The organism is Streptomyces sp. NPDC028368 (assembly GCF_055565615.1).
In genome coordinates this window covers 69,489-82,624 of the sequence record NZ_JBVHTY010000020.1, presented here as the reverse complement: position 1 = coordinate 82,624, position 13,136 = coordinate 69,489, and the positions used below count along the sequence as shown (strand labels likewise).

The window sequence follows — 13,136 nt, the reverse complement described above, 5'->3', positions numbered from 1 at the left end:
CGGCGTCAGCGGACGAATACCCCCGCCTGGCCGGCCAGGTCGAGGAAGTACTGCGGCGCCAGGCCCAGCACCAGCGTGACCGCGACGCCGATGGCGATGGCCGTGGTCGTCAGCGGGCTGGGGACCGCGACGGTCGGACCGTCCGCCTTCGGCTCGCTGAAGAACATCAGCACGATGACGCGGATGTAGAAGAACGCGGCGATGGCCGACGAAATGACACCGACCACGACCAGCCAGCCCGCGCCGCTCTGGGCCGCCGCCTTGAAGACGGCGAACTTTCCGGCGAACCCGGAGGTCAGCGGGATGCCCGCGAAGGCCAGCAGGAAGATCGCGAAGACCGCGGCCACCAGGGGTGAACGGCGGCCGAGCCCCGCCCACTTGGACAGATGCGTGGCCTCGCCGCCCGCGTCCCGTACCAGGGTGACGACCGCGAACGCCCCGAGCGTCACGAAGGAGTAGGCACCCAGGTAGAAGAGCACCGAGGAGATGCCGTCCTCGCTGGTGGCGATGACACCGGCCAGGATGAAACCGGCGTGCGCGATGGAGGAGTAGGCCAGCAGCCGCTTGATGTCGGTCTGAGTGATGGCGACGATCGCACCGCCCAGCATCGTGATGATCGCTACGCCCCACAGCACCGGCCGCCAGTCCCAGCGCATGCCGGGGAGGACGACGTAGAGCAGACGCAGCAGCGCGCCGAACGCCGCGACCTTGGTGGCGGCCGCCATGAAGCCCGTGACCGGGGTGGGGGCTCCTTGATAGACGTCCGGCGTCCACATGTGGAACGGGACCGCGCCGACCTTGAACAGCAGGCCCATCAGCACCAGCGCCGCGCCGATCAGCAGCAGCGCGTCATTGCCCATCGTCCCGGCCAGCGCCGGATCGATCTGCTTGGCGCCGTCCGAGATGACCTCGGCGATCCCGGAGTACGTGACCGTGCCGGCGTAGCCGTACAGGAGGGCGATGCCGAACAGGAGGAAGGCGGAGGAGAAGGCACCGAGGAGGAAGTACTTGACCGCGGCTTCCTGGGACAGCAGACGCTGGCGGCGGGCCAGCGCGCACAGGATGTACAGCGGGAGGGAGAAGACTTCCAGCGCGATGAAGAGGGTCAGCAGGTCGTTGGCGGCCGGGAAGACGAGCATGCCGCCGATCGCGAAGAGAACGATCGGGAAGACCTCGGTGGTGGTGAACCCGGCCTTGACCGCGGCCTGTTCGGCGGCTCCGCCGGGGACGGCCGCGGCCTGGGCGGCGAACGAGTCCACCGGCTTCCCGTGCGCCGCCGGGTCGAGGCGGCGCTCGGCGAAGGTGAAGACGGCGACCAGGGACACCAGCAGGATCGTGCCCTGGAGGAACAGCGCGGGGCCGTCCACGGCGATGGCGCCCATCGCGGCGATACGCGCCTTGGACGAGCCGAAGCCGCCCGCCGCCAGGCCGATCACCGCGGCGAACGCTGCGGCCAGCGCCACCACGGACAGCGCCAACTGGGCGTAGTACCGGCTGCTGCGGGGCAGCAGCGCCTCGATCAGGACGCCGATCACCGCGGCGCCGAGGACGATCAGTGTCGGCGACAGCTGGGCGTACTCGATATGCGGCGCCGGGATCCGGCCCGGCACATCGGCCGCCACCGTCCACAGGCTGTGGACACTTGCCACGGAACTCACTTCGCGGCCTCCACGTCTTGATCACGAGCGGCGTGACCGTGCCGGCCTCCACCGGGCACGGCGTCCACCTGCACAGTGGGTTTGGGGTCCTTCTTGTCCACGACGGACAGGGTGTGATCCACCGCAGGGTTGACGATGTCGGTGAGCGGCTTGGGATACACCCCGAGGAAGAGCAGCAGCGCGATGAGCGGCGCGACCACCAGCAGCTCCCGGACCCGCAGGTCGGGCATGCTGCGCACCTCCGGCTTCACCGGGCCGGTCATCGTCCGCTGGTAGAGGACGAGGACGTAGAGCGCGGCGAGGACGATGCCGAAGGTGGCGATGATGCCGATGACCGGATAGCGGCTGAAGGTGCCGACCAGGACCAGGAATTCGCTGATGAACGGGGCCAGGCCGGGCAGCGAGAGGGTTGCCAGACCGCCGACCAGGAAGGTGCCGGCGAGGACCGGGGCGACCTTCTGGACGCCGCCGTAGTCCGCGATCAGACGCGAGCCGCGGCGGCTGATCAGGAATCCGGCCACCAGCATCAGCGCGGCGGTCGAGATGCCGTGGTTGACCATGTAGAGCGTCGCGCCGCCCTGGCCCTGGGACGTCATGGCGAAGATGCCGAGGATGATGAACCCGAAGTGGGAGATCGAGGCGTAGGCGATCAGGCGCTTGATGTCCCGTTGGCCGACGGCGAGCAGCGCGCCGTAGACGATGCTGATCAGCGCGAGTACGAGGATGACGGGGGTCGCCCAGCTGCTGGCCTCGGGGAAGAGCTGGAGGCAGAAGCGGAGCATCGCGAAGGTGCCGACCTTGTCGACGACCGCGGTGATCAGCACCGCCACCGGGGAGGTCGCCTCGCCCATGGCGTTGGGCAGCCAGGTGTGCAGCGGCCACAGCGGCGCCTTCACCGCGAAGGCGAAGAAGAAGCCGAGGAAGAGCAGCCGCTCGGTGCCCGTGCCGATGGTGAGCTTGCCCGCTGCCCGTGCCTCGACGATCTGCTGGAGCGAGAAGGTGCCGTTGCCGAGCTGGTCGGCGGTGACGGCGTACAGCCCGATCACCGCGGCCAGCATGATCAGGCCGCCGACGAGGTTGTAGAGCAGGAACTTCACCGCGGCGTACGACCGCTGGGTGGCGGCCTGTTCCTCGCCGTGCGCCCCGGCGCGGTCTCCGAAGCCGCCGATGAGGAAGTACATCGGGATGAGCATGGCTTCGAAGAAGATGTAGAAGAGGAAGACGTCGGTGGCTTCGAAGGAGATGACCACCATGGCCTCGACGGCCAGGATCAGGGCGAAGAAGCCCTGGGTGGGCCGCCAGCGGCGGTTGGGGCTGGCCTCTTCGAGGGGGTCGGCGTCGTGCCAGCCGGCCAGGATGACGAACGGGATCAGCAGGGCGGTGAGCGCGATCAGGGCGACCGCGATGCCGTCCACGCCGAGTTCGTAGCGGACTCCGAAGTCCCGGATCCAGGCGTGCGATTCGGTGAGTTGGTACGGGCCCTTGGCGCCGGGCACGAAGCGGAAGGCGATCACCAGGGCCAGCACGAAGGTGGCCAGCGAGAACACCAGGGCCAGCCATTTGGCCGCGGTGCGCTTGGCGGCGGGCACCGCGGCGGTGGCGATCGCGCCGATCGCCGGGACCGCGGCGGTCACCGTCAGCAGAGGGAAGGAAAAATCTGCCATGGCTCAGACACCCCTCATCAGCAGGGTCGCGGCGACCAGAACGGCGGCCCCGCCCAGCATCTGGACCGCGTACGAGCGGACGAAACCGGTCTGCAACTGGCGCAGCCGGCCGGAGAGTCCGCCCATCGAGGCCGCCGTGCCATTGACCGCGCCGTCCACCAGGGAGTGGTCGAGGTAGACGAGCGTGCGGGTGAGGTGTTCGCCGCCGCGTACCAGGACGACGTGGTTGAAGTCGTCCTGGAGCAGATCGCGGCGGGCGGCCCGGGTGAGCACCGAGCCGCGCGGGGCGGTGGCCGGTACGGGCCTGCGGCCGTACATCGCCCAGGCGATGCCGACGCCGATGACCAGGACGACCATGGTCGCGGCGGTGACGGTGGTGGCGCTGAGCGGGGAGTGGCCGTGTTCGAAGGAGGTGACCGGCTCCAGCCACTTCACGAACGACTCGTTGAGACTGAACAGCCCGCCCGCGAAGACCGAGCCGAAGGCCAGCACGATCATCGGGACCGTCATGGATTTCGGGGACTCGTGCGGGTGGGTTTTTTCGGGGTCCCAGCGCTTCTCGCCGAAGAACGTCATCAGCATCACCCGGGTCATGTAGAACGCGGTGATCGCGGCGCCCAGCAGGGCCGCGCCGCCGAGGATCCAGCCCTCGGTGCCGCCCTTGGCGAATGCCGCCTCGATGATCTTGTCCTTGGAGAAGAAACCGGACAGGCCCGGGAAGCCGATGATCGCCAGATAGCCGAGGCCGAAGGTGATGAAGGTGACCGGCATGTACTTCCGGAGGCCGCCGTAGCGGCGCATGTCCACCTCGTCGTTCATGCCGTGCATCACGGAGCCGGCGCCGAGGAAGAGGCCCGCCTTGAAGAAGCCGTGGGTGACCAGATGCATGATCGCGAAGGCGTAGCCGATCGGGCCGAGACCGGCGGCCATGATCATGTAGCCGATCTGCGACATCGTCGAACCGGCCAGCGCTTTCTTGATGTCGTCCTTGGCGCAACCGACGATCGCACCGAAGAGGAGTGTGACCGCGCCGACCGCGACGACGGCCGTCTGGGCATCCGGCGCGAGATTGAAGATCGCCCCGGAGCGGGTGATCAGATACACGCCGGCGGTGACCATCGTGGCGGCGTGGATCAGGGCCGAGACCGGGGTCGGGCCCTCCATCGCGTCACCGAGCCAGGACTGCAGCGGGACCTGTGCCGACTTGCCGCAGGCGGCCAGCAGCAGCAGCAGTCCGATGGCGGTCAGTTTGCCTTCGGAGGCGTCGCCGGCGGAGGCGAGGACCGGGCCGAAGGCGAATGTCCCGAACGTCGTGAACATCAGCATGATCGCGATGGACAGGCCCATATCGCCGACGCGGTTGACCAGGAACGCCTTCTTGGCGGCGGTGGCCGCGCTGGGCTTGTGCTGCCAGAAGCCGATCAGGAGGTACGAGGCGAGGCCGACGCCCTCCCAGCCGACGTACAGCAGGAGGTAGTTGTCGGCGAGGACCAGCAGCAGCATCGCCGCCAGGAACAGATTCAGATAGCCGAAGAAGCGGCGGCGCCGCTCGTCGTGCTCCATATAGCCGATCGAGTAGATGTGGATCAGCGATCCGACACCGGTGATCAGCAGGACGAAGGTCATCGACAACTGGTCGAGCTGGAAGGCGAGATCGGCCCGGAAGCCGCCGACCGGGATCCAGCTGAACAGATGCTGATGCAGGGCGCGGTCCTCGGCTCCCTTGCCGAGCATGTCGGCGAAGAGCACCACGGCGACGGCGAAGGAGGCCACCGCGAGCAGGGTGCCGATGACGTGGCCGGTGCGGTCCAGTCGTTTACCGCCGCACAGCAGCAGGGCCGCACCGACCAGCGGTGCCGCGACAAGCAGCGCGATCAAGTTCTCCACTTTGTGCGACCCCTTACAGCTTCATCAGGCTGGCGTCGTCGACCGAGGCCGTATGACGGGTGCGGAAGATCGACACGATGATCGCCAGGCCGACCACGACCTCGGCCGCGGCGACGACCATCGTGAAGAAGGCGATGATCTGGCCGTCCAGATTCCCGTGCATCCGCGAGAAGGTCACGAAGGCGAGATTGCAGGCGTTGAGCATCAGCTCGATGCACATGAACACCACGATGGCGTTCCGCCTGATCAGCACCCCGGCCGTGCCGATGGTGAACAACAGGGCGGCCAGATAGAGGTAGTAGACCGGGTTCATTTCTTGGCCCCCTCCTTGTGGCCTTTCGGTGCCGAGGGGCCGGACGGCGATGAGGGTGGCGCCGCCTCGGGCTCCTCGCCGCGCTCCAGCCATTCCTCCGAGCGCTGCTCCAGCGCCTTGAGCTCGGCGAGCGACTCACGCGAGACATCGCGCATCTGGCCGCGCCCGCGCAGCGTCGGGTTGACGGTCAGCTCGGACGGGGTGCCGTCGGGCAGCAGGCCCGGGATGTCCACGGCGTTGTGCCGGGCGTAGACACCGGGGGCGGGCAGCGGCGGCACCTGCTTGCCTTCCTTGACCCGCGCGATGGACTGCTCGCGCTGGCTCTTGGCGCGCTCCGTGCGCTCCCGGTGGGTGAGCACCATCGCGCCGACGGCCGCCGTGATCAACAGGGCGCCGGTGATTTCGAAGGCGAAGACGTACTTGGTGAAGATGAGCGCGGCCAGGCCCTGCACATTGCCGCCGGCGTTGGCCTCGCCCAGGCCGTTGAACTCCTTGAGCGAGGCGTTGCCGATGCCGGCGATGAGCAGGACGCCGAAGCCGAGGCCGAGGCCGGCGGCGAGCCAGCGCTGGCCCTTGAGGGTCTCCTTGAGGGAGTCCGCCGCGGTGACGCCGACGAGCATGACGACGAAGAGGAACAGCATCATGATCGCGCCCGTATAGACGACGATCTGGACGATGCCGAGGAAGTAGGCGCCGTTGGCCAGATAGAAGATCGCCAGGACGATCATGGTCCCGGCGAGTGAGAGGGCGCTGTGCACGGCACGCTTCATCAAGATCGTGCACAGGGCGCCGGTGACGGCGACGATGCCCAGGATCCAGAACTGCACAGCCTCCCCCGTGGAGGTCGTGGAGGCCGCGGCGGCGAGGCCGATCATCCCTGCACCCCCTTCTCATGGGAGGCGTCGTCCTTGGCCTCGGAGGTCTTGTCCGGCTTCTCGCCCTTGGTGACCGCGACTTGGCGTACGGTCCCCGGCGCGGCCTCGGTCACCAGCCCGTTGTAGTAGTCCTTCTCCGTCATGCCGGGGTAGATCACATGCGGCGAATCGACCATGGTCTCCTCCAGGCCCGCGAGCAGCTCCTCCTTGGTGTAGATGAGCGATTCGCGGGACCGGTCGGCGAGTTCGTACTCATTGGTCATGGTCAGCGCGCGGGTCGGGCAGGCCTCCACGCACAGGCCGCACAGAATGCAGCGCAGGTAGTTGATCTGGTAGACGCGGCCGTAGCGCTCGCCCGGGGAGTAGCGCTCCTCGTCGGTGTTGTCCGCGCCCTCGACGTAGATCGCGTCCGCGGGGCAGGCCCAGGCGCACAGTTCGCACCCGATGCATTTCTCCAGGCCGTCCGGATGGCGGTTGAGCTGATGGCGGCCATGGAAGCGCGGGGCCGTCGGCTTCTTCTCCTCCGGGTACTGCTCGGTCAGCCGCTTCTTGAACATGGCCTTGAAGGTCACGCCGAAGCCGGCCACGGGGTTCTGGAACTCAGGCACCGTCGCCCCCCTTTCCGTCGATCCCATTTCCGTCACTGACAGTGTCCGCCCCACCACTGACAATCAACTCGCGCTCTCCCCCTCGCGGCCGCCGTCGCGGCACGGGCGGCAGGCTCTGTCCGGGCAGCGGTGGTACGGGGAATCCGCCGGCCATCGGGTCGAACTCCCCGTCGCCGTCCGGCTCCTCCTCCCGTTCGCTGTTCCGGAAGAAGTCCACGACGAGCGAGATCAGCAGCAGGGTGATGGCGGCCCCGGCGACGTAGAGCACGATCTGCTGGAAGTCGTAGCCCTCGTTCTTCAGTGCCCGGACGGTGGCGACCAGCATCAGCCAGACCAGCGAGACCGGGATGAGGACCTTCCAGCCCAGTTTCATGAACTGGTCGTAGCGCACGCGCGGGAGCGTGCCGCGCACCCAGATGAAGAAGAACAGCAGCAGCTGGACCTTGATGACGAACCAGAGCATCGGCCACCAGCCGTGGTTCGCGCCCTCCCAGAAGGAGGTGATCGGGTACGGGGCCTTCCAGCCGCCCAGGAAGAGGGTGACCGCGACCGCCGAGACGGTGACCATGTTGATGTACTCGGCGAGCATGAACATCGCGAACTTGATCGACGAGTACTCGGTGTTGAAGCCGCCGACGAGGTCGCCCTCGGACTCCGGCATGTCGAACGGCGCGCGGTTGGTCTCGCCCACCATGGCGACGATGTAGATGATGAAGGACACCGGCAGCAGGAGGACGTACCACTTGCTCTGCTGCGACTCCACGATCGTCGACGTCGACATCGACCCCGAGTAGAGGAAGACCGCCGCGAAGGACATGCCCATCGCGATCTCGTACGAGATCATCTGGGCGCAGGAGCGCAGGCCGCCGAGCAGCGGGTAGGTCGAACCGGAGGACCAGCCCGCCAGGACGATGCCGTAGATGCCGACCGAGGCCGTGGCCAGGATGTAGAGGATGCCGATGGGGAGGTCGGTGAGCTGCATCGGGGTGCGGACACCGAAGATCGAGATCTCGTTGTCGGCGGGCCCGAAGGGGATCACCGCGATCGCCATGAAGGCCGGGATGGCCGCGACGATCGGCGCCAGGACGTAGACCGCCTTGTCGGCCCGCTTGACGACCAGGTCCTCCTTCAGCATCAGCTTGATGCCGTCGGCGAGGGACTGGAGCATGCCCCAGGGGCCGTGCCGGTTGGGGCCGATGCGCAGCTGCATCCATGCGACGACCTTGCGCTCCCAGACGATGGAGAACAGCACGGTCAGCATCAGGAACGCGAAGCAGAAGACCGCCTTGACGACGATCAGCCACCACGGGTCGCGGCCGAACATCGACAGGTCTTCCTGCGCCAGCGCGGGTCCCACGGCTGCCAGTTGATCGAGCCGCTGCATCAGGCCTCCACCTCCTTGGCGGGCTCCGGCGTACCGGGTACGGCGGAGACCTTCACCAGCTCACCGGGGCGCGCCCCGGTGTCGGCGGTGACGCCACCGCCCACGGAATTGAGCGGCAGCCACACCACCCGGTCGGGCATCGGCGTCACCTGGAGCGGCAGCCGGACCGAGCCGGCCGGTCCGGTGACCGCCAGCAGGTCGCCGTCCTTGACGCCGGTCTCCCCCGCGGTGGCCTCCGACAGGCGGGCGACCGCGGTGTGCCGGGTGCCGGCCAGCGCGTCGTCGCCCTCCTGGAGCAGCCCCTGGTCCAGGAGGAGCCGGTGTCCGGCCAGGAGGGCCTCGCCACTGTCCGGGCGGGGCAGCTGGCGCCCGGTCTCCATGGGCTCGCCCGCGTAGGGGCCGTCCCAGCCGCCGAGCCGGTCCATCTCGCGGCGTACGGAGCGCAGGTCGGGCAGCGCCAGGTGGACGTCGAGGGCGTCGGCGAGCATGTGCAGCACCCGGGCGTCCGGCAGCAGATGCCGGCGGGTCATCTGGTCGGGCTTCAGCGCGGCCTCGAACAGCCGGGCCCGGCCCTCCCAGTTGAGGAACGTTCCGGCTTTCTCGACCACGGCCGCCACCGGGAGGACCACATCGGCCCGGTCGGTGACCTGCGAGGGCCGCAGTTCCAGGCTGACCAGGAAGCCGACCTCGTCCAGGGCGGTCAGCGCGCGGGCCGGGTCGGGCAGGTCGGCGACCTCGACGCCGGCCACCAGAAGCGCGCCCAGTTCGCCGGTCGCCGCGGCCTCGATGATCTGGCCGGTGTCGCGGCCGTGCCGGTGCGGGAGTTCGGCCCCCCAGGTGGCGGCGACCTCGTCGCGGGCCCGGGGGTCGGTGGCGGGGCGGCCACCGGGCAGCAGGCCCGGGAGCGCGCCCGCCTCGATGGCGCCGCGTTCGCCGGCCCGGCGCGGGATCCATACCAGCTGGGCGCCGGTGGCAGCGGCGGCGCGGACCGCGGCGGTCAGGGCGCCGGGCACCGTGGCCAGCCGCTCGCCGACGACGATCACCGAGCCCTCCGCCCGCAGCGCCTCGGCCGCGGCGTGCCCCTCGCCCTCCAGGCCGACGCCGCTCGCGAGCGCGTCCAGCCATTCGGTTTCGGTGCCGGGTGCGGCCGGGAGCAGGGTGCCGCCGGCCTTGATCAGGCCGCGGGTGGCGTGGGTGGCCAGGCCGTAGGTGCGCCGGCCGCTCGTGCGGTGTGCCTTGCGCAGCCGCAGGAAGACGCCGGGCGCCTCCTCTTCCGCTTCGATGCCGGCCAGGAGGACGGCCGGTGCTTTCTCCAGGGCGGTGTACGTGATGCCGCTGCCGTCCAGATCGCGGCCCCGGCCGGCGACCTCGGCCGCCAGGAAGTCGGCCTCCTCGGCGCTGTGTGCCCGCGCCCGGAAGTCGATGTCGTTGGTGTCCAGCGCGATCCGGGCGAACTTGGCGTAGGCGTAGGCGTCTTCGACGGTCAGCCGGCCGCCGGTCAGGACGCCGGTGCGCCCCTTGGCGGCCGCCAGCCCGCGGGCCGCGGCCTCCAGCGCCTCGGGCCAGTTCGCCGGCTCCAGCTCGCCGCTGGCCGCGTTGCGTACGAGGGGCTGCTCCAGCCGGTCCCGCTGCTGCGCGTACCGGAAGGCGAAGCGCCCCTTGTCGCAGATCCACTCCTCGTTGACCTCGGGGTCGTTCGCCGCCAGCCGCCGCATGACCTTGCCGCGACGGTGGTCCGTCCGGGTCGCGCAGCCGCCCGCGCAGTGTTCGCACACCGACGGCGAGGAGACCAGGTCGAAGGGGCGGGAGCGGAAGCGGTACGCGGCGGAGGTGAGCGCGCCGACCGGGCAGATCTGGATGGTGTTGCCGGAGAAGTACGACTGGAAGGGATCGCCCTCTCCGGTGCCGACCTGCTGGAGGGCGCCGCGCTCGACCAGCTCGATCATCGGGTCGCCGGCGATCTGGTTGCTGAAGCGGGTGCAGCGCGCGCACAGCACGCACCGCTCGCGGTCCAGCAGCACCTGCGTGGAGATCGGTACCGGCTTCTCGAAGGTGCGCTTCTTGCCCTCGAAGCGGCTGTCCGGGTCGCCGACCTGCATCGCCTGGTTCTGCAGCGGGCACTCGCCGCCCTTGTCGCAGACCGGGCAGTCCAGCGGGTGGTTGATCAGCAGCAGTTCCATCACCCCGCGCTGGGCCTTCTCGGCCACCGGGGAGGTGAGCTGCGACTTGACGACCATGCCGTCGGTGCAGGTGATGGTGCAGGAGGCCATCGGCTTGCGCTGGCCCTCGACCTCGACGATGCACTGGCGGCAGGCGCCGGCCGGGTCCAGCAGCGGGTGGTCGCAGAAGCGCGGGATCTCGATGCCGAGGAGTTCCGCGGCGCGGATGACCAGCGTCCCCTTGGGGACGGAGATCTCGATGCCGTCGATCGTCAGGGTGACGAGGTCCTCCGGCGGGATCGCCGCCTCGCCGCCCCCGGTGGGGCCCGTGGCGGAGCCACTGTTCGATCCCGTGGTCGTGACGGTCATGCATTCACCCCCAGGTGAGCGTCGTTGTCGGCCCACAGGGTCGACTTGGCGGGGTCGAAGGGGCAGCCCTTGCCGGTGATGTGCTGCTCGTACTCCTCGCGGAAGTACTTGAGCGAGGAGAAGATCGGCGAGGCGGCGCCGTCGCCGAGGGCGCAGAAGGACTTGCCGTTGATGTTGTCGGCGATGTCGTTCAGCTTGTCGAGGTCGTCCATCACGCCCTTGCCGGCCTCGATGTCGCGCAGCAACTGCACCAGCCAGTACGTCCCTTCACGGCAGGGCGTGCACTTGCCGCAGGATTCGTGCGCGTAGAACTCGGTCCAGCGGGTGACGGCCCGTACGACGCAGGTGGTCTCGTCGAAGCACTGCAGCGCCTTGGTGCCGAGCATCGAGCCGGCCGCGCCGACACCTTCGTAGTCGAGGGGGACGTCGAGGTGTTCGTCGGTGAACATCGGTGTCGAGGAGCCGCCCGGTGTCCAGAACTTCAGCCGGTGGCCGGGGCGGATGCCGCCGCTCATGTCCAGCAGCTGGCGCAGGGTGATGCCCAACGGGGCTTCGTACTGGCCGGGGTTGGTGACATGGCCGCTGAGCGAGTAGAGCGTGAAGCCCGGGGACTTCTCGCTGCCCATCGACCTGAACCAGTCCTTGCCTTTGTTCAGGATCGCGGGAACCGACGCGATGGATTCGACGTTGTTCACCACAGTGGGGCAGGCGTAAAGGCCCGCCACCGCCGGGAAAGGGGGACGCAGCCGGGGCTGTCCGCGCCGGCCTTCCAGCGAGTCGAGAAGCGCGGTTTCCTCACCGCAGATGTACGCGCCGGCGCCCGCGTGCACGATCACATCCAGGTCGAGTCCCGACCCGAGGATGTCCTTTCCGAGGAAGCCCGCCGCATACGCCTCACGTACGGCCTCGTGCAGCCGGCGCAGTACGGGCACGACCTCACCGCGCAGATAGATGAAGGCGTGGTTCGACCGGATCGCATGACAGGCGATCACGATCCCCTCAATGAGGGAATGCGGGTTCGCGAAGAGGAGCGGGATGTCCTTGCAGGTCCCGGGCTCCGATTCGTCGGCGTTGACAACTAGATAGTGCGGTTTGCCGTCGCCCTGCGGGATGAACTGCCACTTCATCCCGGTCGGGAAGCCCGCGCCGCCGCGGCCGCGGAGCCCGGAGTCCTTGACGTAGGCGATCACGTCGTCGGGCGGCATGGCGAGGGCCTTGCGCAGGCCCTCGTAGCCCTGGTGCTGGCGATAGGTTTCCAGCGTCCAGGATTCGGGCTGGTCCCAGAAGGCGGACAGGACGGGCGCGAGGATCTTCTCGGGGTCGCCGCCGGCCCCTGGCCGGGTGCCCCCGTACTCGGCTGCCACGGTCATCACTCCCCCTCCTCTGCTGTCGGTCCGGCCGGGTGCTCGGGGTCGGAGGCCGCGGTGTGCTGTGGTGCGTCGTGTGAGCTGGGGTGGCCCGAGGGTGCCTGGGCGTCGGGCGGTTCTTCCGCGGAGCCCTCGGCGGTGCGGGGTGCGATGACGTGGTCCGTACCGCGGCCCGGGACGGCTTCGCCCTTGGCCAGGCGCAGCCCGATCAGTGAGGCGGGTCCGGCACCGCCGGTGGCCTCGACGGCGCCCGGCCGCTCGTCGGGGAAGCCGGCGAGGATCCGGGACGTCTTCTGGTAGGTGCACAGGGGGGCGCCGCGGGTGGGTTCGACGGTCCGTCCGGCCCGCAGGTCGTCGACCAGCCGCTTGGCGGTCTCGGGGGTCTGGTTGTCGAAGAACTCCCAGTTGACCATCACGACGGGGGCGAAGTCGCAGGCGGCGTTGCACTCGATGTGTTCGAGGGTGACGGCGCCGTCCTCGGTGGTCTGGCCGTTCTCGACGCCCAGGTGCCGCTTGAGCTCGTCGAAGATGGCGTCGCCGCCCATCACCGCGCACAGGGTGTTGGTGCAGACCCCGACCTGGTAGTCGCCGCCGGTCTTGCGGCGGTACATGGAGTAGAAGGTCGAGACCGCCGTGACCTCGGCCGTGGTCAGGTCGAGCAGCTCGGCGCAGAAGCGGATGCCGGTGCGGGTGACATGCCCTTCCTCGGCCTGTACGAGGTGCAGCAGGGGCAGCAGCGCGGAGCGGGAGCCGGGGTAGCGGGCGATCACCTCCTTGGCGTCGGCCTCCAGCCGGGCCCGGACGTCGGCCGGGTAGTCGGGGGCGGGGAGTTGGGGCATGCCCAGCTGGACG

At 69.2% G+C, this 13,136-nt stretch carries 10 protein-coding genes; all 10 read right to left on the bottom strand.

Features of this window, described 5'->3' with window-relative positions; genetic code table 11:
- Window positions 1–5 precede the first annotated feature (5 nt).
- From nuoN to nuoE, 10 genes are read right to left on the bottom strand one after another with little or no spacing between them, the layout of a single operon-like run.
- Window positions 6–1,658, bottom strand: coding sequence for an NADH-quinone oxidoreductase subunit NuoN (gene nuoN, locus ACZ4S3_RS34490; RefSeq protein WP_467941720.1), 1,653 nt, complete (start codon window positions 1,656–1,658; stop codon window positions 6–8).
- On the bottom strand, window positions 1,655–3,322 hold the full coding sequence (locus ACZ4S3_RS34485) for an NADH-quinone oxidoreductase subunit M (protein ID WP_467941718.1): 1,668 nt from the start codon (window positions 3,320–3,322) through the stop codon (window positions 1,655–1,657). Before ACZ4S3_RS34485 ends, nuoN begins: the two co-directional genes overlap by 4 nt.
- A 3-nt stretch (window positions 3,323–3,325) precedes the next feature.
- Entirely contained in the window at window positions 3,326–5,209 is a 1,884-nt protein-coding gene (gene nuoL, locus ACZ4S3_RS34480; RefSeq protein ID WP_467941716.1) for an NADH-quinone oxidoreductase subunit L, read from the bottom strand.
- A 13-nt stretch (window positions 5,210–5,222) separates the two neighbouring features.
- Window positions 5,223–5,522, bottom strand: coding sequence for an NADH-quinone oxidoreductase subunit NuoK (gene nuoK / locus ACZ4S3_RS34475; RefSeq protein WP_467941714.1), 300 nt, complete (start codon window positions 5,520–5,522; stop codon window positions 5,223–5,225).
- On the bottom strand, window positions 5,519–6,397 hold the full coding sequence (locus ACZ4S3_RS34470; protein WP_467941712.1) for an NADH-quinone oxidoreductase subunit J: 879 nt from the start codon (window positions 6,395–6,397) through the stop codon (window positions 5,519–5,521). Before ACZ4S3_RS34470 ends, nuoK begins: the two co-directional genes overlap by 4 nt.
- Window positions 6,394–7,005 carry an NADH-quinone oxidoreductase subunit NuoI gene (gene nuoI / locus ACZ4S3_RS34465; protein ID WP_467941710.1) on the bottom strand — a complete coding sequence of 204 codons (612 nt, stop codon included), beginning with the start codon at window positions 7,003–7,005 and terminating at the stop codon, window positions 6,394–6,396. The genes ACZ4S3_RS34470 and nuoI overlap by 4 nt, the downstream gene beginning before the upstream one ends.
- Window positions 6,998–8,389, bottom strand: coding sequence for an NADH-quinone oxidoreductase subunit NuoH (gene nuoH, locus ACZ4S3_RS34460; protein ID WP_467941708.1), 1,392 nt, complete (start codon window positions 8,387–8,389; stop codon window positions 6,998–7,000). The genes nuoI and nuoH overlap by 8 nt, the downstream gene beginning before the upstream one ends.
- Window positions 8,389–10,917 (bottom strand): NADH-quinone oxidoreductase subunit G, encoded by a 2,529-nt coding sequence (locus tag ACZ4S3_RS34455; protein WP_467941706.1) that lies wholly within the window; start codon window positions 10,915–10,917, stop codon window positions 8,389–8,391. The genes nuoH and ACZ4S3_RS34455 overlap by 1 nt, the downstream gene beginning before the upstream one ends.
- Window positions 10,914–12,287 (bottom strand): NADH-quinone oxidoreductase subunit NuoF, encoded by a 1,374-nt coding sequence (gene nuoF / locus ACZ4S3_RS34450; RefSeq protein WP_467941704.1) that lies wholly within the window; start codon window positions 12,285–12,287, stop codon window positions 10,914–10,916. The genes ACZ4S3_RS34455 and nuoF overlap by 4 nt, the downstream gene beginning before the upstream one ends.
- A complete protein-coding gene (nuoE, locus tag ACZ4S3_RS34445) occupies window positions 12,287–13,123 on the bottom strand; it encodes an NADH-quinone oxidoreductase subunit NuoE (RefSeq protein WP_467941842.1) in 837 nt (278 codons plus the stop codon). Before nuoE ends, nuoF begins: the two co-directional genes overlap by 1 nt.
- Window positions 13,124–13,136 lie beyond the last annotated feature (13 nt).

Bases quoted from the DNA above. Each gene is read 5' to 3' on its own strand.
- nuoF (WP_467941704.1), bottom strand. From the start codon at position 12,287: ATGACCGTGGCAGCCGAGTACGGGGGCACCCGGCCAGGGGCCGGCGGC.
- nuoE (WP_467941842.1), bottom strand. From the start codon at position 13,123: ATGCCCCAACTCCCCGCCCCCGACTACCCGGCCGACGTCCGGGCCCGG.
- nuoK (WP_467941714.1), bottom strand. From the start codon at position 5,522: ATGAACCCGGTCTACTACCTCTATCTGGCCGCCCTGTTGTTCACCATC.
- ACZ4S3_RS34455 (WP_467941706.1), bottom strand. From the start codon at position 10,917: ATGACCGTCACGACCACGGGATCGAACAGTGGCTCCGCCACGGGCCCC.
- nuoH (WP_467941708.1), bottom strand. From the start codon at position 8,389: ATGCAGCGGCTCGATCAACTGGCAGCCGTGGGACCCGCGCTGGCGCAG.
- ACZ4S3_RS34470 (WP_467941712.1), bottom strand. From the start codon at position 6,397: ATGATCGGCCTCGCCGCCGCGGCCTCCACGACCTCCACGGGGGAGGCT.
- ACZ4S3_RS34485 (WP_467941718.1), bottom strand. From the start codon at position 3,322: ATGGCAGATTTTTCCTTCCCTCTGCTGACGGTGACCGCCGCGGTCCCG.